This window comes from Pseudomonas azadiae (assembly GCF_019145355.1).
In the GTDB taxonomy this organism is placed as follows: domain Bacteria; phylum Pseudomonadota; class Gammaproteobacteria; order Pseudomonadales; family Pseudomonadaceae; genus Aquipseudomonas; species Aquipseudomonas azadiae.
Window position 1 is genome coordinate 1,813,001 of record NZ_JAHSTY010000002.1, and the last position, 22,946, is coordinate 1,835,946.

21 protein-coding genes and 1 pseudogene are annotated in these 22,946 nt (G+C 62.1%); 12 read left to right on the top strand and 10 right to left on the bottom strand.

Annotated elements, in window-relative coordinates:
• Positions 1-190: 190 nt before the first annotated feature.
• Together KVG91_RS28170 and KVG91_RS28175 are read left to right on the top strand one after the other, a co-directional pair.
• A pseudogene (locus KVG91_RS28170) lies at positions 191-1,192 on the top strand (cache domain-containing protein); the annotation flags it as partial.
• Positions 1,193-1,279: 87 nt separating this feature from the next.
• Entirely contained in the window at positions 1,280-2,047 is a 768-nt protein-coding gene (locus KVG91_RS28175) for a methyl-accepting chemotaxis protein (RefSeq protein WP_404822465.1), read from the top strand.
• A gap of 954 nt (positions 2,048-3,001) precedes the next feature.
• Here KVG91_RS28175 and KVG91_RS24630 read toward each other — a convergent pair.
• From KVG91_RS24630 to KVG91_RS24640, 3 genes are read right to left on the bottom strand one after another with little or no spacing between them, the layout of a single operon-like run.
• The gene (locus KVG91_RS24630) at positions 3,002-3,778 is read right to left on the bottom strand and encodes a nucleotidyltransferase domain-containing protein (protein ID WP_318840914.1); all 777 of its coding nucleotides are present in this window, start codon (positions 3,776-3,778) and stop codon (positions 3,002-3,004) included.
• Complete coding sequence (locus KVG91_RS24635) at positions 3,775-4,254, bottom strand: AAA family ATPase (protein ID WP_169375002.1); 480 nt, start codon at positions 4,252-4,254, stop codon at positions 3,775-3,777. Before KVG91_RS24635 ends, KVG91_RS24630 begins: the two co-directional genes overlap by 4 nt.
• A gap of 18 nt (positions 4,255-4,272) precedes the next feature.
• Positions 4,273-5,301, bottom strand: coding sequence for an apurinic/apyrimidinic endonuclease family protein (locus tag KVG91_RS24640; protein WP_169375001.1), 1,029 nt, complete (start codon positions 5,299-5,301; stop codon positions 4,273-4,275).
• A gap of 361 nt (positions 5,302-5,662) precedes the next feature.
• Between KVG91_RS24640 and KVG91_RS24645 the strand changes: the two genes are divergently transcribed.
• Together KVG91_RS24645 and KVG91_RS24650 are read left to right on the top strand one after the other, a co-directional pair.
• On the top strand, positions 5,663-6,088 hold the full coding sequence (locus KVG91_RS24645; RefSeq protein WP_169375000.1) for a DUF2231 domain-containing protein: 426 nt from the start codon (positions 5,663-5,665) through the stop codon (positions 6,086-6,088).
• On the top strand, positions 6,085-7,377 hold the full coding sequence (locus KVG91_RS24650; RefSeq protein WP_169374999.1) for a PQQ-dependent sugar dehydrogenase: 1,293 nt from the start codon (positions 6,085-6,087) through the stop codon (positions 7,375-7,377). Before KVG91_RS24645 ends, KVG91_RS24650 begins: the two co-directional genes overlap by 4 nt.
• A gap of 30 nt (positions 7,378-7,407) precedes the next feature.
• Here KVG91_RS24650 and KVG91_RS24655 read toward each other — a convergent pair whose 3' ends face one another.
• Positions 7,408-8,313: a LysR substrate-binding domain-containing protein gene (locus tag KVG91_RS24655; protein ID WP_169374998.1), complete on the bottom strand. Its 906-nt coding sequence runs from the start codon at positions 8,311-8,313 to the stop codon at positions 7,408-7,410.
• Positions 8,314-8,408: 95 nt separating this feature from the next.
• On the opposite strand from KVG91_RS24655, the gene KVG91_RS24660 reads away from it, so the two are divergent.
• The gene (locus tag KVG91_RS24660; protein ID WP_169374997.1) at positions 8,409-9,386 is read left to right on the top strand and encodes a DMT family transporter; all 978 of its coding nucleotides are present in this window, start codon (positions 8,409-8,411) and stop codon (positions 9,384-9,386) included.
• Here KVG91_RS24660 and KVG91_RS24665 read toward each other — a convergent pair.
• Positions 9,373-10,776, bottom strand: a complete 1,404-nt coding sequence (locus tag KVG91_RS24665) for an MFS transporter (RefSeq protein WP_169374996.1) — start codon at positions 10,774-10,776, stop codon at positions 9,373-9,375. The genes KVG91_RS24660 and KVG91_RS24665 overlap by 14 nt on opposite strands.
• 142 nt (positions 10,777-10,918) lie before the next feature.
• Positions 10,919-11,449, bottom strand: a complete 531-nt coding sequence (locus KVG91_RS24670; protein WP_169374995.1) for a GNAT family N-acetyltransferase — start codon at positions 11,447-11,449, stop codon at positions 10,919-10,921.
• A gap of 264 nt (positions 11,450-11,713) precedes the next feature.
• On the opposite strand from KVG91_RS24670, the gene proP reads away from it, so the two are divergent.
• The gene (proP, locus tag KVG91_RS24675; protein WP_169374994.1) at positions 11,714-13,216 is read left to right on the top strand and encodes a glycine betaine/L-proline transporter ProP; all 1,503 of its coding nucleotides are present in this window, start codon (positions 11,714-11,716) and stop codon (positions 13,214-13,216) included.
• A 51-nt stretch (positions 13,217-13,267) separates the two neighbouring features.
• A complete protein-coding gene (locus tag KVG91_RS24680) occupies positions 13,268-13,771 on the top strand; it encodes a GAF domain-containing protein (protein ID WP_169374993.1) in 504 nt (167 codons plus the stop codon).
• On the opposite strand, the gene KVG91_RS24685 is transcribed toward KVG91_RS24680, so the two are convergent.
• Positions 13,710-14,666, bottom strand: a complete 957-nt coding sequence (locus KVG91_RS24685; protein WP_169374992.1) for an AraC family transcriptional regulator — start codon at positions 14,664-14,666, stop codon at positions 13,710-13,712. The two genes, KVG91_RS24680 and KVG91_RS24685, sit on opposite strands and share 62 nt — an antisense overlap.
• 166 nt (positions 14,667-14,832) lie before the next feature.
• Here KVG91_RS24685 and KVG91_RS27850 point away from each other — a divergent pair, with 166 nt between their 5' ends.
• The 3 genes from KVG91_RS27850 to KVG91_RS24695 are packed head-to-tail and all read left to right on the top strand — an operon-like array spanning position 14,833 to position 18,766.
• Entirely contained in the window at positions 14,833-14,955 is a 123-nt protein-coding gene (locus tag KVG91_RS27850) for a hypothetical protein (RefSeq protein ID WP_256664817.1), read from the top strand.
• Complete coding sequence (locus KVG91_RS24690; RefSeq protein ID WP_169374991.1) at positions 14,952-16,160, top strand: MFS transporter; 1,209 nt, start codon at positions 14,952-14,954, stop codon at positions 16,158-16,160. Before KVG91_RS27850 ends, KVG91_RS24690 begins: the two co-directional genes overlap by 4 nt.
• A 32-nt stretch (positions 16,161-16,192) precedes the next feature.
• On the top strand, positions 16,193-18,766 hold the full coding sequence (locus tag KVG91_RS24695) for a bifunctional diguanylate cyclase/phosphodiesterase (protein ID WP_169374990.1): 2,574 nt from the start codon (positions 16,193-16,195) through the stop codon (positions 18,764-18,766).
• Between the two features lie 12 nt (positions 18,767-18,778).
• Here the strand turns inward: KVG91_RS24695 and KVG91_RS24700 are convergent, their stop codons facing one another.
• A complete protein-coding gene (locus KVG91_RS24700) occupies positions 18,779-19,600 on the bottom strand; it encodes an AraC family transcriptional regulator (RefSeq protein WP_169374989.1) in 822 nt (273 codons plus the stop codon).
• Between the two features lie 98 nt (positions 19,601-19,698).
• Here KVG91_RS24700 and KVG91_RS24705 point away from each other — a divergent pair, with 98 nt between their 5' ends.
• Both KVG91_RS24705 and KVG91_RS24710 read left to right on the top strand, forming a co-directional pair.
• Positions 19,699-20,910, top strand: a complete 1,212-nt coding sequence (locus tag KVG91_RS24705; RefSeq protein ID WP_169374988.1) for an MFS transporter — start codon at positions 19,699-19,701, stop codon at positions 20,908-20,910.
• Positions 20,911-21,024: 114 nt separating this feature from the next.
• On the top strand, positions 21,025-22,149 hold the full coding sequence (locus KVG91_RS24710; RefSeq protein ID WP_169374987.1) for a sensor histidine kinase: 1,125 nt from the start codon (positions 21,025-21,027) through the stop codon (positions 22,147-22,149).
• A gap of 68 nt (positions 22,150-22,217) precedes the next feature.
• On the opposite strand, the gene KVG91_RS24715 is transcribed toward KVG91_RS24710, so the two are convergent.
• Both KVG91_RS24715 and KVG91_RS24720 read right to left on the bottom strand, forming a co-directional pair.
• A complete protein-coding gene (locus KVG91_RS24715) occupies positions 22,218-22,640 on the bottom strand; it encodes an MAPEG family protein (protein WP_169375003.1) in 423 nt (140 codons plus the stop codon).
• Positions 22,633-22,938: a DUF2834 domain-containing protein gene (locus KVG91_RS24720; RefSeq protein ID WP_169374986.1), complete on the bottom strand. Its 306-nt coding sequence runs from the start codon at positions 22,936-22,938 to the stop codon at positions 22,633-22,635. The genes KVG91_RS24715 and KVG91_RS24720 overlap by 8 nt, the downstream gene beginning before the upstream one ends.
• Between the last annotated feature and the right edge of the window lie 8 nt (positions 22,939-22,946).

Genomic DNA, 22,946 nt, shown 5'->3' on the forward strand with positions numbered 1-22,946 from the left:
ACCCTAAAGGTTTCTCGAATCCGGGCCGAAACACAGTGATAGCAAATCGCCGTAGCTCATACGCTTGAGCACGATGATTTGGCCGCCCTTCACGCTGATGGTCGTCTCGATGAAAATAAAAAATAAGCTGGTGCTGGCGTTTGTTTCTGTGGCTTTTATCCCGGTGAGCCTGGTGGCCGTCATTTCCGTCATGAACACACGGACCCAGGCGGTGGATCAATTTATCGACGGCAGCACTCGGGAAATCCGCCAGATCGACGGCAACATCCGCCAGTTTTTCGATGGCACGCTGCAGAACGTCGATCAAATGGCCACCGATCCTGTATACACGTCGATTAACACACTCAAGAACTATCAGCCCGCCGATGCCGCCAGCCAGCCAATGCCCGCCGAAGCCCAAGCGGTGATCGAGCGTTTCGCGCGCTTCGGCGCCACCCACCCGGCGGCGGCGATCCTGTCGATCGGGCTGGAAGACGGCACCTACGCCAAGTGGCCGGATGACCCGCAACTGGCCAAGTACGACCCGCGCACCCGGCCCTGGTACAAGGCAGCGATGGCCAGCCCCGGCAAGACCGTGCGTACACCCGCTTATTACTACGACAAAGACGACGTGGCATTGGTCGGCACCGCCCGGGCGCTGTTGGAAAACGGCAAGGCCAAGGGCGTGTTCGTGGTCAGCGTCTCGCTGAAAAACCTCACCGAACTGGTCAAGAGCATCAAGCTGGGAGAAAGCGGCTACGTGATGCTGATCGAAGACGGCGTGGTGCTGGTTGACCCGCGTGACGCAGCCCACGGTTTCAAGCCGCTCAAGGACCTGGGCGCACCGTATGCGCACCTGGCCGACACACCCCAGGGTTCCACCGAAGTGGTGATCGATGGCGTACGCTACATGGCTAACATATGGACCTCGCCCGGCCTGGGCTGGCGCTATATCGGGCTGATCGAACAGCGCGAAGTCATGGCCGAAGCCATGCGCATGACCTACCTCACCGCCATTATCGTGGGCGTCTTGGTGCTGATATTCGGGCTGATCGCGGCGGCGTTTTCCAAGGTCATCGTCAAGCCCATCGGCCAGGTCAGCACCGGCTTGCAGTCCATCGCGGAGGGTGAAGGTGACCTGCGCCACGAACTGCAGGTGCAAGGCAAGGATGAAACCGCCGAACTGGCCGGCTGGTTCAACAAGTTCCTCGCGGCGATTCGTCAGCTGATCCAGCATATCGGTGCGGCTTCGGCCAATCTGCACAACGCGTCCAAGGTCAACAGCGAAGTGGCGCACAACATGAACGAGGCCGCGGGCCGGCAACGCGAAGCGGTGGAGCTGGTGTCCACGGCGTTCAACGAAATGGTCGCTACCGCCAACGAAGTGGCACGTTCCTGCAGCGGCGCGGCGGAGTCCGCCGAAAACGGGCACCGTCGCGTGGCCGAGGGCAAGCAGCAGATCGAAGTCACCACCGACAACGTCAACCGTCTGGGGCGCCGCTTGACCGAGTCGTCCGAGGCCATGGCTGAACTGGAGGCTGGCAGTCGCAGCATCAACCAGATCATTGGCACCATCCGCGCGATTGCCGAACAGACCAACCTCCTGGCGCTCAACGCCGCCATCGAGGCCGCCCGCGCCGGTGACCAGGGCCGTGGGTTCGCCGTCGTGGCCGACGAAGTCCGTGCGTTGGCCAAGCGCACTTCGGACTCCACCGGCGAAATCGAGCAACTGCTCGGCACCCTTGGCAGCAAGACCGAGGAAGTCACGCAAAAGATGGGCAGTTGCCTGGACTTGTCGCGGGCCAGCGTCGCCTCCATCGAGAGCGCGCGCGACAGCTTTGAAGGCATACAGACGTCGGTCAACGAGATCCGCGATCAAAACCTGCAGATCTCCGCCGCCGCCGAGGAACAACACAGCGTGGCCGAAGAGATCAACCGGCATATCCAACAGATCTACGACGAGGCGCGCTTGGTGGAAAGCCTGGCCCACTCGGCACAGGACGACTCGGCGCGGTTGTCGGACCTGTCGGATGAATTGAATGGGTTGGTGGGGCGGTTCAAGTCATAGCTGTCTTTTCCGATGGCCTGGCACACCGCTATCGCAGCCTCGCTAAAGCTTGACAGCTCCCACAGGGGATCGGCTATGTGGGTTGGATTTGCGGTCCAGCGACTGGCCCAATTTGAACCACACCGCAGCTCAACTGTGGGAGCTGTCGAGCCCCGGCGAGGCTGCGAAGGCGACGGCATTGCTGGCATCTTCATCGCCTGACCCACCGCTTTCGCAGCCTCGCTAAAGCTCGACAGCTCCCACAGGGGATCGGCTGTGTACGCTGGATTTGCGGTTTAGCGGCTGCCGCAATCTCAGCCGCGACGCAGCTCAACTGTGGGAGCTGTCGAGCCCCAGCGAGGCTGCGATGGCGGCGGCATTGCCAATATTTTTATCGCCTGACACACCGCTATCGCTGCCTCGCTAAAGCTCGAGAGCTCCCACAGGGGATCGGCTGTGTACGCTGGATTTGCGGTCTAGCGGCTGGCGCAATCTCAGCCGCGACGAAGATCAACTGTGGGAGCTGTCGAGCCCCGGCGAGGCTGCGAAGGCGGCGGCATTGCTGGCATCCTCATCGCCTGACACACCGCTTTCGCAGCCTCGCTAAAGCTCGACAGCTCCCACAGGGGATCGGCTTTTGTCGGTTGGATTTGCGTTGCAGCAGCCGGCCCAATCTCAGCCGCGACGAAGATCAACTGTGGGAGCTGTCGAGCCCCAGCGAGGCTGCGAAGGCGACGGCATTGCTGGCATTTTCATCGCCTGACCCACCGCTTTCGCAGCCTCGCTAAAGCTCGACAGCTCCCACAGGGGATCGGCTGTGTGGGTTGGATTTGCGTTATAGCGCCTGGCCCAATCTCAGCCGCGACGAAGCTCAACTGTGGTAGCTGTCGAGCCCCGGCGAGGCTGCGAAGGCGGCGGCATTGCTGGCATTTTTTTCGCCTGACACTCCGCTTGATCATACGAGCACCAGGAAAACTATCGTTGCTCCAGGAGCATCCACGCCAAAAACGCTTCAAGACGCACTGCGAACTTTTCGGCGTCGGCACTCGGATTTCGGGCTTCAAACAGGAAGAACGCCAGCTCCGTTACCTTCGCCGGATAACTCTGGACGAACAGCGCAACATGCTCTTCAAGCGTCTGCGGCCATGTAAGCGCATCCTGCGGCCGTAGCACCTGCGTGGCCCGGAGCAATTTGCGTGAGGCTTCGCGCTGCAAGACAAGCCGTTGCTGCGCTGTGTCGGCGCGCGCGATACGCGCAAGATAGGCGGCCAATACCGATTCGAAGTCTCCATTCACCGCCAAGGCAACGTCGAGTGAGGGGCGAAACGGCTCAAAGCGCAGTGCAAGGTCATTACCCCACAGGCATCGGCAGTGATGCTTGAGCCAGAACCCCCAGCTGTACGTGTTTTGCGCCGCGAGTACCTGCGCGCGGCTGCCGATATCAAAATCGACCTTGGTGACCAGCGGGTGCCGACGTTCGATGTCGCACCGCAGCGTTTCCAATTGTTCCAGTACCTGTGGAGTCGGCGATTCGCGCAGCACCAGGGTGAGGTCAAGGTCGGAAACACCCGGCACGGCGTCGCCACGTGCGATGCTGCCATAAAGGTAGATGCCGTCCAATCCCAGTTCCTCCCGCGAGAGAGAGGTGCAGACATCATCAAGCAATGGCTGAAATGGTGACTGCACGCCAGTCTGGGGAACGGTGAGGATGAACCCCTCGGGGTCGATACCTCCGGCGTTCGTTCTACTCACGGCCGATGCACCTCAATCACCAAGCCCTCCTCCTCACTGGGTGGATAAAAATGCCGCGTGATCAGGTCAAACTCGGCGTCCGTCGCCGCAAAGTCGTGTTCACCTTGCGTATTGCGCGCGTGCAGGCGGGCGCGGCAGGTGGCGTCGTCCAGTTCCAGGTAGTGCAGGCGGTGCGGTACGCCCGCCGTCTGCGCCAGGCCCACCAGCCAGGTGCGATTGGCCAGGGTGTTGGCCGGGAAATCCAGCACGACATTGACGCCGGAGGCCAGCATGCCCACCACCAGCGGCTCCAGCACGCCGCGAATGCGTTGAGCGCAGCGCAGGTAATCGGCCACTGACGCTATTTCGGCGGGGTATAGCTGCGCAAGCCACTGGTCCTCACTCAGCACAACTGCGTTGTGTTGCACGCCGAGGCGCTTGGCGAGCGTGGATTTGCCCGAGGCGATCTTGCCGCACAGCAGGTGCAGGGTGGGCATGGGTGCAGGCTCCTCTCTCTAGCTTGAACGGCGCTTGAAATGCTCATAAAACGCCAGCGCCGCCACGTTCTTGTCCTTGGCTTCGAGCATGATGTCGAAGCGATCGAAAAACTGCAGCGCGTAGTCATTGGTCCAACGGTTCCACATCTGCGCACTGTGAGCATACAGATCGCGCTTGGAGACCACCTGCAACAGCGCCTCCATTTCCAACTTTTGCTCGGCGTCGAACCCCAGTTCCTGCAAGACTTCCTGCGGCTGCGAGTAATGCAGGGTCGGGCGCACGCCGCGCCAGCTTTCAATCACGCGGGCAACCCGTTCGGAATCGGGAGCGATGTAGTCGTTTTCATTGATCCAGCAATGGTGAATGTCCAGCACCACCGGCGCAAGGTCGGCCATTTGCAGGCAGTAATCGAGGCCGTAGGTCTTCTCGTCGTTCTCGAAGGTGATGCAATTGCGCGCCACCTCCGACAGGCGCGACCACACCGCGCGGGTGCCTTCCACACCCAGGCGGCCGGCGATGTGCACGTTGCACTTGAGGTCCTGGAAGCGTCGGCCGTAGCCCATCATGCGGACCATGTCGGCGTGGTATTCGAACTCGGCCAGGCTGTTTTCCACCACGCCAGGGTTTTCCGAACCGAGCACGCAGTACTGGCCAGGGTGGAATGACAGGCGAATGTCCGACGCGCGCGCCAGTTCACCGATGGCGGCGAAACCTTGCGCCAACTGACGCTCAATGGCCGGGTCTTTGTACACGGCGGCGACTTTCGGGTGACTGTAGAACGGCAGCAGATCGCTGCTCAAGCGCAGCATGCGCAAGGTCGGCGGCAGTTCAGCCACATAGGCCAACAGGCGCAGTTGGGCGGCCAGGTTGTGGGTGACCACTTCCACCAGCTTGTCGCGGGCGACTTGCGCGGTGACCCCGTCCATCCAGCGCAGGGTGGTGGTACGCGGGTTGAACGGGCCTTCGATCAGCTTCAGGGCGCTGGTCGACAGCAGGCGTTCGGGATGCTTGTACTGGCAGGCAAAGCCGATGCGGGGATGGGTCATGGGGGGGCCTGATTGGTGGGCAATCGTCAGAATTATAGGGGCTTAGGCGCCCGGCCGGGCCAGGGGTTCACTGCTTAACCGCCATCTTATTTGGCGCAGGCAGTGTGTAGTGAGCGGGCTTGTCCCGCGCTGGGTGGCGAAGCCGCCCCAATAAAGACACCGCAGTGCTTCAGACAGAACCGAATCGCCTGGTATGGGGCTGCTTCGCAGCCCAGCGCGGGGCAAGCCCGCTCACTACAAGTTGTGTAGACGCCATGGGCCGATAACATCCCGACACGAAAGCCAATGAACTTTCTGACAAAGCGTACGCTCCTTTCCTATGCACTCCCCTGTGCATCGTCAATAAGGAGCCGCCCCCCACATGACTACCCTCCCCACCTACTACCCGACAAGGCCCGGTGCGCTGCATGCGATCTTGCTTGCCGGCAGCGTCCCGTTGTTTCTGGGCGCCCTGCTCAGTGACATTGCCTACGGCCAGACCTACCAGATTCAATGGGCCAACTTCGCGTCCTGGCTGATTGCGGGCGCGTTGGTATTCAGTGGATTCGCGCTGTTGTTCGCGCTGGTCAATCTGCTTCGCGCCGAACGTAAATCCGGGCGACCGGCCGCCTATTTCCTGCTGCTGCTCGCCGCCTGGGTACTCGGCCTGGTCAATGCCTTCCAGCATGCAAAGGATGCCTTCGCAATGATGCCCGCGGGCCTGGTGCTTTCGGCGATCGTCACGCTGCTGGCATTGGTTGCCGCGTGGATCGGCCTGACTAACCTGCGTTCGGGAGTCGACCAATGAAAACGTCCAGCACACTGACCCTGTTAAGTGCCGCCCTGTTGCTGACCGCCTGCGGTGGCGAGGGTGACAAGACCCAGGCGCGTGGCCCCGACCCCAAGTTGCCGGAGCAACAAAGCAGCCTGCTGCCGAGCATGAAAATTGCCGAGCCTGCGCCCTGGGGCGAGCAGAAACCCAAGGTGCCAGAGGGCTACAGCATCACCGCCATCGCCACTGACCTCGCGATCCCGCGCCAGACCCTGGTGCTGCCCAACGGTGACATCCTGGTGGCCGAAGGCCGTGGCGGCAGTGCGGCCAAGCTCAAGCCCAAGGATGTGATCGCCAGCCTGATCAAGGCCGAGGGCAATACCAAGGTCAAGGGCGGCAACCGCCTGACGTTGCTGCGCGATGCCGACGGTGACGGCACCTACGAACTCAAGACAGTCTTCGCCGACAACCTCAACGCGCCGTACGGCCTGGCGTTCGCCAACGGCAAACTCTACGTGGCCAACCAGGACGCGTTGGTGAGCTTCGACTATGCAGACGGCCAGACCAAGGCCGGCGGCCCGCCCACCAAGGTCACCGACCTGCCGGCGCAGATCAATCATCACTGGACCAAGTCCCTCGCGGCGAGCGAAGACGGCCGCCAGCTCTATGTGGGGATCGGCTCCAACAGCAACGTCACCGAGCGCGGCATGGAAGTCGAGATCGACCGCGCCATGGTCTGGCAGATCGATGCCGCGACCGGCGCGCACAAACCCTACGCCACTGGCCTGCGCAACCCGACGGCGCTGACCATTCAGCCGGGTTCCGGGCAACTGTGGACGGTGGTCAACGAGCGTGACGAACTGGGCCCCGACCTGGTGCCGGACTACCTGACGTCCGTGCGTGAAGGTGCGTTCTACGGCTGGCCCTACAGCTATTGGGGCCAGAACGTCGACCCGCGTGCACAACCGCAGAACCCGGCCAAAGTCGCCGCCGCGATCAAACCGGATTACAGCTTGGGCTCCCATGTCGCGGCATTGGGCGTGGACTTCTCTATCCCGCAAATGGGCGAGAAGTTCGCCGACGGCGTCTTCGTCGGCGAGCATGGCAGCTGGAACCGCGACAACCCCGTGGGCTACAAGGTGATTTTCGTGCCCTTCAGCAACGGCAAGCCCTCCGGCGAGCCCGTCGATTTTGCCACCGGCTTTCGCGGTGATGACGGCAAGACCCGTGGGCGCCCGGTGGGCGTGACGGTGGACCCGAAAGGCGCGTTGATCATCGCCGATGACCTGGCCAACACCGTTTGGCGGGTAACGCGTAACCAATAACCGCGCACGACAGGGGCGACAAAGCCCCTGTCACTCCTCCTGCAGTTGCGCCTCGAGCCAGGCGAGCAGCGCCGCCACTTCATCCCGCCTCCCCGCCGCCTGATGCCGGTAAACCGAAATAGCCTCGGGCAAGTGCACGCTCTCCGCGCACGGCCTCACCAGCGCTCCCGTCTGCATCAAGCAGCTTGCGGTGCGGCGCCAGCCCATGGCAATCCCATGCCCTTCCACCGCGGCCTGCAACATCAGCGGGTAGCTGTCGAACGTCGCGCTGCGCGCGTCCTCGGGTAACGTCTGGCCAAATACCTGCATCCACTGTTCCCACGCCATCAGGTGCGGTGGCGCAGCACTGTGGTGCAGAAGCGTCTGGCGTTGCAACCCGCTCAAGGGCAGCGGTTCGCCCAAGCTGAGGTAGGCTGGGCTGCACACCGGAAAGACGTCGTCCGACGCGGTGAACATCAGACAATGCGCCCCGCTGGCGCGCCGCGTGCTTTGCAGGGCAACGTCGAAGGGGTCGCTGAATTCCGTCAATGGCCGGGTGGTGGTCACCACCTGGATCTCGATATGCGGGCATTGCTGGTGAAAGGTCGATAAGCGCGGCATCAGCCAATAAAACGCTTCACACAACTGGCAGAGCAACACCACCCGGTGGCTGTGGACGGTGGCACGCAGGCTCGCAGCGCTTTCACCGATGCGGTGCAGCGCTGCGCTGACCACACTGGCCAGTTCGCGCCCTTGCGGCGTGAGAAATACGGCGCGATTACGCCGCACAAACAACTTGACCCCCAGGTCGTCCTCAAGCCCGCGAATCTGCCGGCTGATCGCGGCCTGGGTGATGTGCAGTTCATCGGCCGCCTTGGAGAAACTCTCCAGGCGTGCGGCCGATTCAAAGGGCAGCAAGCTGGCGAGGGGCGGTAAGGTTTTGCCGAGCGCATTCATAATCAGCGGTTATGCATCCAGGGCCGAGAACTCGTTTGTAGCACAGCCGCGCGGCCGCGCACCATGGCTGTCGATTACCGGATGGAGGTCTGCGGATGAACCCGGCAGCTGTCTCATTGTTTCTCGGCCTGCTGTTTGCGGTGGTGGCAACCCTGGGCTGGGCGCTGAACTTCATCACGCCCTATGTCACCGGCCCCTACAGCCTCTACGACCTGATGATGGTGCGATTCCTTTTCGTCGGCGTGCTCGGCGTCGGCGGGATCATCCTGTGTCGCGCTCGGTTGCCGTTGATCTCGCCCGGCCAGCGGTTACTCGCCGCAGGCCTGGGAGCGCTGGGTTGCCTGGGGTACGGCGTGTGCATCGCCGCTGGCGTGCACTTGGCGGGGCCGGTGCTCACGCCCGCGATGGTCGGGATGGTGCCGCTGTTGCTCGCCTTGCTGGGCAATGCCCGCCACAAAAGCGTCGAATGGCGCCGGCTGATCGCACCCTTGGCGTGCCTGCTGGTCGGGCTGCTGCTGTCGAACGTCGGCAGCTTCCATCAATCGACGCTGGATGCAGGCACCTGGCTGGCGGGGTTGTTATGTTCGCTGGGCGCCGTTGGCATATGGCTGCTGTTCAGCGTGCTCAATCAACAGCACTTGGTGCGGTTGCCGGCTCAGGCGACGGGCGCATGGACTGCGTTGATGCTGGTGGGCGCCGGCGTGGCCGCGCTTTGCCTGTTGCCGCCATTGCTGGCCCTCGGCCTGCTGAGGCTGCCGGTCCTCGGTGTCGGGTTTGAGCAGGCGGCGCCGCTGTTTGCCTGGAGCCTGGTGATAGCGCTGATGTCTACCGTGGTCGGCGCCTGGGCCTGGAACGCCGCGACGCGTCGCCTGCCCATGGTGCTGAGTGGTCAGTTGATTGCGCTTGAATCCGTGTTCGCCAGCCTGCTCGGCCTGGCATTCGAAGGTCGCGGCCCGACGCCGATGGAAGCGGCGGGCCTGACGACGGTACTGATCGGCGTGATCCTGGCAGTACGAATCGTCCTGACAGGCAGGCATTGCGCCGACCTGCCCGTGCCGATTACAGGTCAGTGATTTCCTTGTGACGCGGCACCAGTGCCTTCATCACACTCCAGGCCACCAGATAGGCCAGCGCACAGATCGCAAACATGATCATGTAGCCGGTGTGGATATCGTTGATGGACTTGTAGTAGTCGAACACCCAGCCGCCGATCTTGGTCATCACCACGCCGCCCAGGCCGCCGGCCATGCCACCAATACCGACCACCGAGGCCACGGTCTTCTGCGGGAACATATCGGACACGGTGGTGAAGATGTTGCACGACCACGCCTGGTGCGCCGACGCGCCCACGCCGATCAGCAATACCGGGATCCAGAAGCTGATGTAACCCAGCGGCTGCGCCAGCAATACCACCAGCGGGAACAGTGCGATCACCAGCATGGCTTTCATGCGGCCATCGTAGGGTGCATCCCCGCGTGCCATGAAGTAGCTGGGGAACCAGCCGCCACCGATGCTGCCCACCATGGTCATGCTGTACAGCACCGCCAGCGGCAGCACGATATCGGGACCTTTCATGCCATATTGCGCCGACAGGTAGGTAGGCAGCCAGAACAGGAAGAACCACCACACGCCGTCCGTCATGAACTTGCCGAAGGCAAACGCCCAGGTCTGGCGATAGGTAAGCAATTTGAACCACGAGACTTTTTTCTCAACCGCACCAACGCGCGCGGGGGTGAAGGGCTGCACGGTCTGGTCGCTACGGATATAGGCCAGCTCTTCGGCGGACAGGCGCGGTTGCTCGTCCGGCTTCTTATAGAGCGCGATCCACACCGCGACCCACACGAAACCCAGCCCGCCGATCACGATAAACGCTGCTTCCCATCCCCACAGACCGGCAATCAACGGCACGCAGATAGGCGCCAGGATTGCACCGACGTTGGCACCGGAGTTGAAAATCCCCGTGGCCAGCGAGCGTTCTTTCTTGGGGAAATATTCGGCGGTGGCCTTGATCGCGATCGGGAAGTTGCCCGCCTCGCCAATCGCCAGCACCGCGCGGGACAACATGAAACCGGCAATCGACACCGGTATCACCGCCAGGCCGATCGCCCCGCTGATGGCGGCGATGCCCTCGCCCATCGGCACCGAGAACGCGTGCATGATGGCGCCCGTGGACCAGATGCCAATCGCCACCACGTAGGCGGCCTTGGTGCCGATCCTGTCGACAAAGCGCCCGGCGAACAGCATGGAAATCGCGTAGACAAACTGGAACACCGCGGCAATGTTGGCGTAGTCGGTGTTGCTCCAGCCAAATTGCGTCGACAGTTGCGGCGCCAGCAAGCTGAGCACCTGGCGGTCAAGGTAATTGACGGTAGTTGCGAAAAACAGCATCGCGCAGATGGTCCAGCGATAGTTGCCTACAGCTTGGCCAACGCGGTGCGCATGGATGGGCTCGATCAGGTTCATGGCATCACTTTTTATTTTTGTTAGATAGGACATATGTAACGACATATGTCGTCGTACAACTGCCGCTTTTATAGCGAGACGCCTGAACGCTGTCAATCTGAAGATTGTGCTTTATCGAGCTATTGCGAGGTTAAGTGCCGTGTCAGGCGTGAGCAGTTGTAGGATGACAAATCCTGAACACTCGACTCGGCGCCCTGCCCGGCACATCATCCAGCAGGCCGAAAGGCTGCATGCCGATCTTTTCCAGCACGCGAATCGACGCGGCATGGTCCGGGCGCACAAGGCCGAATACTTCGGGCAAGCCGAGGGTTTCGAAGGCCAGCGCCAGGGCATCCCGAGCCACTTCGGTGGCGTAGCCCTGCCCCCAGGCTTGCACAGCGAATCGATAACCCAGGTTGACGCGTCGCTCAGTCAGGTAGTTGAGGGGAGCGATGCCGCCAAAGCCGATGATGAATTGCGGCGCCTCCCTGAGGGCAATCGCCCACCAACCGTAACCCTCGGCCGCCCACTGCTGGAGCCACTGGTCCAGCAGGCGTTGCGCCGCGTCTACGTTGGCCAGGGGGCCGGCGGGGTTGAACTGGTTGGTCTGCGGATCGCCGAAGATCTCTAACAATCGCTGCAGGTCGCTGGGAAGCGGCTGACGGTAGACAAGACGCGACTCGGTCGTAAACATAAATGATCCTTGTAGTGAGCGGGCTTGCCCGCGCTGGGGGGCGAAGCCGCCCCAAACCAGGCGGCTGGGTTCTGGATGAAAATGCGGTGTCGTTATTAGGGGCGCTCCGCCCCCAGCGCGGGGCAAGCCCGCTCACTACAAAACCCAGGCAAGCAAAAAAACCAAGATAGTGGTGAATTATTTAGTGTCCGCTTGTATCTGAACTGACAGAGCGGTGCCATCGGTGCGATGGCACCTCCCCTGTTCTGCTTTAGAGTGTCCCGCATGAAATTACGTAAGAAAAGCGTCAAGCCCATCGGATTGAAAGACATCACCATCGTCGATGACACCAAGGTGCGCAAGGCGATCACCGCCGCCGCACTGGGTAACGCCATGGAATGGTTCGACTTTGGCGTCTACGGCTTTGTCGCCTACGTGCTCGGTAAGGTGTTCTTCCCCGATGCCTCGCCCAGCGTACAAATGATCGCCGCGCTCGGTACGTTTTCCGTGCCCTTCCTGATCCGTCCCCTGGGCGGTCTGTTCTTTGGTGCATTGGGCGACAAGTACGGGCGGCAAAAGGTGCTCGCCGCAACCATCGTGATCATGTCCTTGAGCACCTTCGCGATCGGCCTGATCCCCTCGTATGCGTCCATCGGCATCTGGGCGCCGATCCTGCTGCTGTTGTGCAAGATGGCCCAGGGCTTTTCGGTCGGCGGCGAATACACCGGCGCCTCGATCTTCGTCGCCGAGTACGCCCCGGACCGCAAGCGCGGCTTCCTCGGCAGTTGGCTGGACTTCGGCTCCATCGCCGGTTTCGTGTTGGGCGCAGGCGTCGTGGTGCTGATTTCCAGCGTCCTGGGCGAAGCGGACTTTGAAGCCTGGGGCTGGCGCCTGCCGTTCTTCCTCGCCCTGCCTCTGGGCATCATCGGCCTGTACCTGCGCCATGCCCTGGAAGAAACCCCCGCCTTCCAGCAGCACATGGACAAGCTCGAACAAGGCGACCGCGAAGGCCTGACCCACGGGCCCAAGGTCTCGTTCAAGGAAGTGGCGACCAAACACTGGCGCAGCCTGCTGACCTGTATCGGCATTGTCGCGGCGACCAACGTCACGTACTACATGCTGCTCACCTACATGCCGAGCTACCTGTCGCACAACCTGCACTACAAAGAAAACAGCGGCGTGCTGATCATCATCGCGATCATGGTGGGCATGTTGTTCGTGCAGCCGTTCATCGGTTTTGTCAGCGACAAGATCGGCCGCAGGCCATTCATCATCGCCGGCAGCATCGGCCTGCTGTTCCTGGCGATTCCGGCATTTATGCTGATCACCAGCGGCAAGATCGGGCTGATCTTCGCGGGCCTGCTGATCCTTGCAGTGATCCTCAACTTCTTCATCGGCGTGATGGCCTCGACGCTGCCCGCGATGTTCCCCACCCACCTGCGCTACAGTGCGTTGGCCAGTGCGTTCAATGTTTCGGTGCTGATTGCCGGCCTCACCCCGACCGCCGTGGCCTGGCTGGTGGAAAGCACCAACGACTTGTTCATGCCCGCCTATTATCTGATGGTGTTTGCCGTAGTCGGCCTGGTGACCGGCCTGACCATGAAGGAAACCGCCAACAAACCCCTGCGCGGTGCGGCACCGGCCGCTTCGGACATGGAAGAAGCCAAGGAACTGCTGCAGGAACACCATGACAATATCGAGCAGAAGATCGAAGATATCGACGCCGAGATTGCCGCATTGGAGGCCAAGCGCCAGAATCTGGTGCAGCAGCATCCGCGCATCAACTAACGCCTGAACAGGCGGGGTGGCCCAGGCCACCCCACGAATGGAGTGTCACCCATGGTTCCAAGCGTCACCGCGCCACAGTCTCTGCTCAGCGCAGACGAACGCGCCGCTATTGCCGAAATAGAAGCCACCACCAGCATCCTGCAATTAGTCACCCGTCTGACCGGAATGCGCTTCGCCGGCATTGCCAAGTTCACCGACCAGGATTGGATCGTGTGCTCGGTACACGACACCATCGACATGGGCATTCACGTCGATGACGTACTCGACCTGGAAACCACGCTGTGCAGTGAGTTCTGCATCGACCCGCACACCCTGTTCGTCCCGCAGATCAGCCAGAACGGCCGTTTTGCCGCACGCCCGGTGGTCAAGCAATACGCGATCGAGAGCTACGCCGGCGCGCCGATCTTCCTGCCCGATGGCCGCCTGTTCGGCGCGCTGTGTGCGCTGGATTCGCGAGCGATGCTGTTCGAGGACCCCAACCTGCCGGAAACCCTCAGCCTGTTTGCGCGTCTGATCGGCTGCATTTTTTTCGCGAATCTGACAACTGATCGGTGACTTCGGCCTTGCCACGCAAGGCCGCGATGTCGCGCTTGGGCGGCACACCGAACAAACGAGCGTACTCGCGGCTGAACTGGGAGGGGCTTTCATAGCCCACTTTGAACGCGGCGCCAGACACGTCCTGGTGCTCGTTCAACATCAGGCGCCGCGCCTCGTTCAAGCGCAGCCACTTCTGGTACTGCAACGGGCTCATGGCGGTCAGTTGGCGGAAGTGGTGATGAAAGGTCGCCGCGCTCATTTGCACGCGCGCGGCCAACTCATCCACGCGCAGCGTCGCGCCGTAGTTGAGCTTCAGCCAATCGATGGCCTTGGCAATCCGATAACCCTGCCCGTCCACGGCACAGATCCGGCGTAGGCGGCTCGCCTGGTCGCTCTTCAATAGCCGGTAATGAATCTCGCGCTGGATCAACGGCGCAAGCACCGGGATCGCCTCGGGTTCATCGAGCAGCGCCACCAGACGCGCGAATGACGCGAGCATGCCTTCGGTCACCGCGCCGATACCCACCCCCTTGAGCTCCGCCCGATCCCGCGTTGGCGGCAACTCACTCTGGGCGATCAGCTCGGCCAATATGCGCAGGTCCAGCTTGAATGTGAGGCCCAGGCACGGCTGTTCGGGGCTGGCCGCGATCACTTCGGAGTTGGCCGGCATGTCCAGCGAGGTCACCAGAAAACGCGAGGTGTCATACAGATAGCCTTCGCCTCCAACCCACAACCGCTTCTCACCCTGGGCCACCAGCACGATGCACGGTTCGACCATGCACACCACCGGTTGCGCGGGCTGATCACGTCGATAGAAGCCCAGGCCGGGAATCGGCATGGGGCAGTCGCCGGGCGCCTGCACCCGCGAGCCGATGGCTTGGACCAGCACGTCCAAAGATTCCTTGATCGTCATGACAGGTTCATTCCTCTGTTGCCTGAACTTTACCCCGGCCAACCGGTGGGCGTCCCGCGCATACCGCAAGTCTCAGAGGATCAGGCAAGTCATCCAGGCAAATGCACTACAGAAGCCTGGCCTCACTCGGGAAAATGCGCGGACCTACCTTCTCAAGGATCACGCGATGAAAAGCCTCTTCAAGGAACTGGTGATCATCGCGGATGCCGGGCATGTGGACTTGTACGACCGGGTCGACTTGATCCCGTTCGCCAAGCCCACAACGTTCTTCAAGAGCCAGTTGAAATGAGCACCCAACACACAAAAAACTGGGGCGCCGTGTTCGCGATGTCGCTGGCGGCATTCGCCCTGGTGGCGTCCGAGTTCATGCCGGTGAGCCTGCTGACGCCACTGGCCGCCGACCTGCAGATCACCGAGGGCCAGGCCGGCCAGGGCATTTCGGTGTCCGGGCTGTTTGCCCTGCTCACCAGCCTGGTGATCGCGGGCATGGCGGCCCGGGTCGAGCGCAAGTGTCTGCTGCTGTCCTTGACCCTGCTGATGATCGTCTCCGGAACCGTGGTGGCGCTGGCGCCAAATTACCCGGTGTTCATGCTTGGCCGTGCGTTGATCGGCGTGGCCATCGGCGGCTTCTGGTCGCTCTCGGCCGCTACCGCCATACGCCTGGTGCCTGAGCCTCAAGTGCCGCGTGCCTTGGCTATCGTCAATGGCGGTAATGCGCTGGCCACGGTGATCGCCGCGCCGCTGGGCAGCTTCGTCGGCGGCTTGATTGGTTGGCGTGGGGCATTTTTTTGCGTGGTGCCCGTTGCGGTGTTGGCGGCAGCCTGGCTGATGCTGAGCCTGCCGTCGATCAAGGCGCAAGGCGGCGCCAGCAACAGCGGCGTGTTGCAGTTGATCAAACGCACACCCGTGGTGTTGGGCTTGCTGGCGGTGAGCGTTTTTTTCATGGGCCAGTTCATGCTGTTCACCTACCTGCGACCGTTTCTGGAGACCGTCACCCAGGTCAGCGTTTCGAGGCTGTCGTTGATATTGCTGGTGTTGGGACTGGCGGGGTTGGCAGGGACGTTCCTGATCGAGCGCTTCCTGAACAAAGGCCTGCACCTGACGCTGGCGATCATTCCGCTGTTGATGGCGGGGATTGCACTGGCGCTGGTCGTGGTTGGCAGCTCCACGCTGATGACCACCGTATTACTGGGATTGTGGGGCTTGGTCGCCACGGCTGCACCGGTGGGCTGGTGGACCTGGTTGTCAAAAACCCTGCCCGACGATGCCGAGGCCGGCGGCGGCCTGATGGTTGCAATCATCCAACTGGCGATCGCCTCGGGCGCTATCGCAGGCGGCCTGGTGTTCGACCTGCGCGGCTACAAAGCGACATTCGAGTTGAGCGCGGCGGTGCTGGGCGCCGCAGCCCTGCTGGCCTGGCTGGCCGCGCGCGCCAGTGACAACGCCGCCCGACGGGCTAAATTTTTCGCCGCCGCGGCCGATAGCAAGACATAACCCTGACTTGCAGCGACGCCCTGCGGGAAATAATGCCGAACTCTCTCGCTCCTATCGCTCTCTCGCTTTCCGATCGAACCAGCCTGTCTCTGGCTCGCACCTCCCTGTTCCGGTTCATGGCCTTGCTGGCGGTGGTCTTCGCGGCCGCCGCCTATTCGCTGGTCTACCTTGCCCATGAACTGGACCGCTCCGAAGAGGTTGAAAGCGCTTTTTACACCCGCAAAGCCGTGCAGTCCCTGGAAAAAGCCCTGCGGGTGACGGTCAAGGACTATGCCTTCTGGAGCGATGCCTACAAGCACCTGCACGTTAAGGTGGACGAAGATTGGGCCTTTGTGCGGGGCAATATCGGCGCCACGCTGTTTGACGATTTCGGTTTCCAAGGCCTGTTTGTGGTCGACGACGCCAATCGCACGGTGTACGCGGTCATCGATGGTCAGCTGAAAAACGTCGAACTCACGTCATGGCTAGGCCGGTCCATCGGCGATATTCTCGAACAGGCGCGTGCCGGCGCAGACGACGAAACACCGGCCACGGCCTTTATCAACGTACAAGGCAGCCCCGCGCTGGTGGCGGCCGCCGCCATCACACCGGGCACCGATCCCACAGTGACGACCGATGGCCGGCAACCGTCGGTACTGATCTTTATCGACATCCTCGACAGCGCCAAGCTGGCCGTGATCGGCGATGAGTTCGGCGTGAACAAGCTGCACATTGCCACCCCCGATGAAATCGGCAAGACTCTGCTCTTCCCCCTCGGCGACAACGGCACCGCCGGCAGCCTGCACTGGGAACCGGCCCGCCCCGGCCTGCGCCTGATGGGTGTAGGCCTGCCGCTGCTGGGCCTGGCCGCGCTGCTGGTGTGCCTGATGACCTGGGTCATTTCGCGCCGCACCACCGCCGCCGCGCTCGCCCTGGACGCCAGCCATGCCTCGCTGCGCAACAGCCAGAATGCCCTGGCCACCAGCGAAGCACGCTTTCGCGATGTGGTGGAGGCCAGTTCCGATTGGGTCTGGGAAATCGATGCCGGTTGGCGTTTTACCTACCTGTCGGAGCGTTTCGAAGGCGTCACCGGGCTGGCGCGGCATGCCTGGATCGGCGCCACGATGAACGACTTGCTGCAAACCGATACCGGCCTGCTGTCGCAGTGGCTCAACGCGCCCGGACGTCGCCCGGACATCAGTGTGCAGTGTCGCTACGTTGATGCGCGGGGGCTGGAACGTAGCACACGCTTGTCGGCGCGGCAGATGCCCTGCGGCGGGTTTCGCGGCACCGCCACCGACGTGACCGAAGAAGTCGAAGCCCGTCGGCGCATCGAGTTTCTCTCCCAGCATGACGCGCTCACCGGGTTGGCCAATCGCACGCGCCTGCAAACCTTCCTCGACGGCAAACTCAAGGCGCTGCCCACTTCCAAACAGTCGCTGGTCATGCTCAGCCTGGACCTTGATCGTTTCAAGCCGGTCAATGACCTGCTCGGACACGCCGCCGGCGACCGGGTGCTCAACGAAGTGTCCACGCGCCTGGCCGAGTGCGTGCGCCACGGCGATCTGGTGGCCCGCGTCGGCGGGGATGAGTTTGTGCTGATCCTGGTTGATGCAGGCACACCAGATGAAGTCGAAGCCCTGTGCTATCGCTTGATCGAGTCCATCGAGCGCACGATCAGGATCGACGAGCAGGAGGTGTTCGTCAGCGCCAGCATCGGCATTGCCATCGCCCCCAACGATGCCCGCGAAGCCACGGAGCTGCTGCGCTACGCCGACATTGCCCTGTACGAGGCCAAGGCGGCGGGCCGTAATACCTGGCGTTTCTATTCCGGCGAAATGAATGCGCGCATCATCGAACGTCGCCGCCTGGAAAGCGACCTGCGCTTTGCGATCAAGCACGCCGAGCTGCGCCTGCATTTCCAACCGCGCTATCGCATCGCCGACGGCCAGATGGTGGGGGCCGAAGCGCTGGTGCGCTGGCAACACCCGGAGCGCGGCCTAATCGCGCCGGACACCTTCATTCCGATTGCCGAAGAGTCCGGGCTGATCCTGGCATTGAGCGACTGGGTACTCGAAACCGCCTGCATGTGTGCAGCCCAGTGGCCGGAACATCTGTTTGTGTCGGTGAACCTGTCACCCACGGAATTCAAGCGCGGCAACCTGGTGGCGCGCGTACGGCAGGCGCTGAACGCCTCCGGTATCGACCCCGCGCGCGTAGAGCTGGAAATCACCGAAAGCGTGATGCTCGAAGATGCCACCGGGGCGCTTGAGGTCATGAATACGCTCAAGCAATTGGGCATACGCATCGCCATGGACGACTTCGGGACCGGCTACTCCTCCCTGAGTTACCTGCGTGCGTTCCCGTTCGACGGTTTGAAAATAGACCGCAGTTTCCTGACCCGGCTGGAAGACAGCGACGATGACAAGGCGATTATCCAGGCCATTGTCGGCCTGGGCCGTGCCCTGGCACTGACGGTCACCGCCGAAGGCGTCGAAACCGCTGAACACTTGGCACTGCTCAAGGCCGTGGCGTGTGAAGAAGGCCAAGGCTATTTCCTCAGCCAACCGCTGGATAACGCAACCTTCAACGGCTTGCTGGAGGTATACGCAAGCAGCGTGGTGTGATCGTGCCCGGCATTAGCGGAAAAAATGGCTCGGGGTCTTGCCGAACTGTTTCTTGAACATGCTGGTAAACGCGCTGGGGCTTTCATAGCCCAGCTCCAGGGCGATGTCGATCACCTTCCCGCCCACTGCGATGCGTTCCAGCGCCAGCAGCAGCCGGGCCTGCTGGCGCCAATGGCCGAAGGTCATGCCGGTTTCCTTGCGGAACAGGCGCTGGATGGTTTTCTGGTCCAGGCCCAGGCGCTCGCTCCAGTCCGCCACGGTGGAGGCATCGCCCGGTTCATCCTGCAATGCCAGGCAAATGCGGTGGATGCGCGGCTCGGCCGGCAACGGCAGCGACAATGGCAAAGCCGGCAACAGCGCGAGTTCGTCGAGGATCAGGTGCATGATCCGCGCGTCCCGCGAATCCTCGGCATAGGGGGGCTTCAAGCTCACCGACGCCTTGATCAGCTCGCTCAACAGCGGCGAGATACTCACCGCCTTGGTCTCGGTGGGCAGGTTGGGAAAGCTGCCAGGGCGAACAAACACGCTGCGCATCTTCAATGGCCCCACGCACCGCAAGGAGTGGACGTGCCCACAGGGCATCCAGAAGCCACGGTTGGGCGGCACGGTCCACTGGTTCTGCGCCGAGTGCACCACCATCACGCCTTCGGTCGCATACAACAGCTGGTGCTTTTCGTGGCTGTGGTCGGGTATCACCCAGTTTTCCGGATAATCGGTGGCCGAACTGATCACCGCCCAGTCGCCTTCGTCGATCTCCTGTAAAAATATATCCAGTGATTTGATCATTTCGCCCTTTTTGCGATGGTTGACGCCCCAATTGCGCGAGACAGGCATTGACGGCGAATCTAGCATAAACGCCGAATCATCTTGTAATGGATGGCGACCTTAAGACGTTGCCGCCTTTGATCAGCTGCCTTGTCTGGAATGCCTGCATGTCGACCCTCACCGCGTCACCCGCCGCTGCACCCCCTGCCCCCCAAGCCAGCCCCTTGGTCATGCGCATCCTCGGCGCCTGCGCCCTGGCGCATTTGATCAATGACCTGATCCAGGCTGTGCTGCCGTCGATCTACCCGATGCTCAAGGCCAACTACGGCCTGTCATTCACCCAGGTGGGCCTGATCACCTTGACCTTCCAACTGACCGCTTCGCTGCTGCAGCCCTGGATCGGCTACCACACCGACCGCCACCCCAAGCCCTGGCTGCTGCCGGCGGGCATGGTGTGCACCTTGATCGGCATCCTGCTGCTGGCGTACGTCGGCAGCTTTCCCGCGATTCTGCTGGCAGCCGGGTTGGTGGGCGTTGGCTCGTCGACCTTCCACCCGGAAACCTCGCGCGTGGCGCGCCTGGCCTCGGGCGGGCGCTACGGCCTGGCGCAATCGACGTTCCAGGTCGGCGGTAACACCGGCAGCGCCTTGGGCCCGTTGCTCGCGGCGGCAATCATCATTCCTTACGGCCAGGGTCATATCGCCTGGTTCGGGCTGTTCGCCGTGTTCGCGATCCTGGTGCTGTACGGCCTGAGCCGCTGGTACCGCACCCACCTCAACCTGTTCAAGCTCAAGCAGGGCGGTAAAGCCAGCCATGGCTTGTCCAAAGGCCGCGTGACCTTCGCCCTGGTGGTGCTGGCTGTGCTGGTGTTCTCCAAATACTTCTACATGACCAGCCTGACCAGTTACTTCACCTTTTACCTGATCGAAAAATTCCATTTGTCGGTCGCCAGCTCGCAGATGTACCTGTTCCTGTTCCTCGGTTCGGTGGCCGTCGGCACCTTCGCCGGGGGCCCGATTGGCGACAGGATCGGCCGCAAGAAAGTCATCTGGTTCTCCATTCTCGGCGCCGCTCCGTTCACCCTCGCCCTGCCCTACGTCGACCTGTTCTGGACGGCGGTGTTGAGCGTGGTGATCGGCTTTGTCCTTGCCTCGGCATTCTCGGCCATCGTGGTGTTTGCCCAGGAACTGGTGCCGGGCAATGTCGGCATGATCGCCGGGATCTTCTTCGGCCTGATGTTCGGCTTCAGCGGGATTGGCGCGGCACTGCTCGGTTTGCTCGCCGACACCCACGGCATCAACTACGTCTACACGCTGTGCTCGTTCCTGCCACTGGTGGGCATCCTGACCGTGTTGCTGCCTTCCACCAAAGGCGTCTGACGAACCTCTGGCTGACGCAGGCAAGGACGCCTGCGCAGCATCAGCGGCGCAATTTGTGCTTAAATCCCGGTTTGGCAGCTTCCCGTGCGTTTCTGCCCCTCCTAGGACCTTCGCATGCGCCTGCCAGACTTCATTCTTGAGAACCTCGAGCCGATCCTCCAGGCCTGGGAAGACTTCGCCCGCACCATCCAGACCCCAGGCGCTGATCTGGACGCTACAGGCCTGCGTGACCATGCCGAGCAGATGCTGCGCGCCATCGTGCTCGACCTGCGAACCACCCAGACCGTGCAGGAACAAATCGACAAGGCCCAGGGGCTGGCACCGCAGCAGGATGACGAGACCCCGGCTGAAACCCACGCGGTGACGCGCTTGATGGCGGGGTTCTCCATCGACCAGATGGTGTCGGAGTACCGGGCGTTGCGCACCAGCGTGCTCAGCCAATGGCTCAACCAGATCAAACACGGCACGCCGCTGGCAGTGGACGACATGAACCGCTTCCATGAGGCCATCGATCAGGCGCTGGCGGAATCCATCGCCAGTTACTCGCGCGCCGTGGAAGCGTCGCGCAATGTGTTCCTGGGCATCCTCGGTCACGACCTGCGCACGCCGTTGGGCGCGATCCTGCTGGGCGCCGATATCCTCAGGCGCTCGCCCACCGCAGACGAACGCGGTACGCGGGTGGCCAGGCAGATCTACGCCAGCGTGCAACGCGCCAGCCAGATCGTCGGCGACCTGCTGGATTTGACACGCTGCCAGATGGGCCCGGGCATTCCGGTCAAGCGCACGGTGACCGACCTGGCACCGATCTGCGAACGCATCGTCGAGGAGCTGCGCGCGTTTCACCCCACGTCAAACATCCTGTTCGAAGCCGACACCCCGACCATCGGCGCCTTCGATGGCCCGCGCATGGAGCAGGTGTTTTCCAACATCATCAGCAATGCGGTGCAGCACGGCGATGCGCAGTCACCGATCACGGTCCAATTGGCGACGACCGCTGAAACGGTGGTGTTTACCGTGCACAACCACGGCGAACCCATCCCGGTCGATGTGCTGCCGTTTATCTTCAACCCCATGGGGCGCTTTTCCCAGCGCTCGGTGATTGAACACGGGCCCACGGCCGGCCTTGGGCTGGGTTTGTTCATTGCCTCGGAAATTGCGGCATCCCATCAAGGGGTGATCGAAGTGGAGTCGGATCGAGCGGCGGGGACGCTTTTTCGCGTGGTAGTGCCCCGGCAATAAATACCAGGCCAGTTCAGCGAACGCAGTGCTTACAGCAACCTGGATCAAATGTGGGAGCGGTGAAACGCTCATATCATTGCGCAAGCCACCAACCCGCCAAGCCCGAACAGGCATACTGTGCCGACCGCATACGCCAGGGTGCGCCAGGGCTGCCATCCGCCCAGATAAAGTAGCGTATGTGCCATGCGGGCCAAGGTAAAACCAACGAACAGCCCAGCAGTCATCTCACTGGAAGTCACCAGTACCACACACAACCCGCCAATCACAAAAAACAGCGGGATGTTCTCCAGGTCATTCGCCCACGCCTTGCTCGCACGCACGACTTGCAGCAGTTCCCCCGTATGCGCGGCGCGGTTGAAGCATGCTGCGTCTTCGGGATTGGTAAACACGTGGCTCCTGAGGCGAAAAAACCCCTGGTAGCAGGATATTGCGAACATCTTCAGGCACAGCACCAGCACACACAGTGTGTAGACCTGCAAAAGCTCACTCATCGCGGCCCCCATTCACCACCAGATAAAGCAACGGCCCCACCGACACGAACACCGCCGTCAGCAAAAAATACGGCATGACCGAAACCAACGAACGCCCCCGGCGCCGCGCATCCCGGTACATCCACACACACGCCAGCACCGCCATCAGGTACAGGTCGATCACCACCTGCGCCGTGTCCGGGCGCGCCATCAATTCCTGGCCAAACGATAACAGCGACTGCTCGGCCGTCAGCATCGTCGCCAGGGTGTACAGGGAAAACCCGAGCAACGCGGCCAGGGCCATAGAGGGTCTTTTCATGGTGGCTT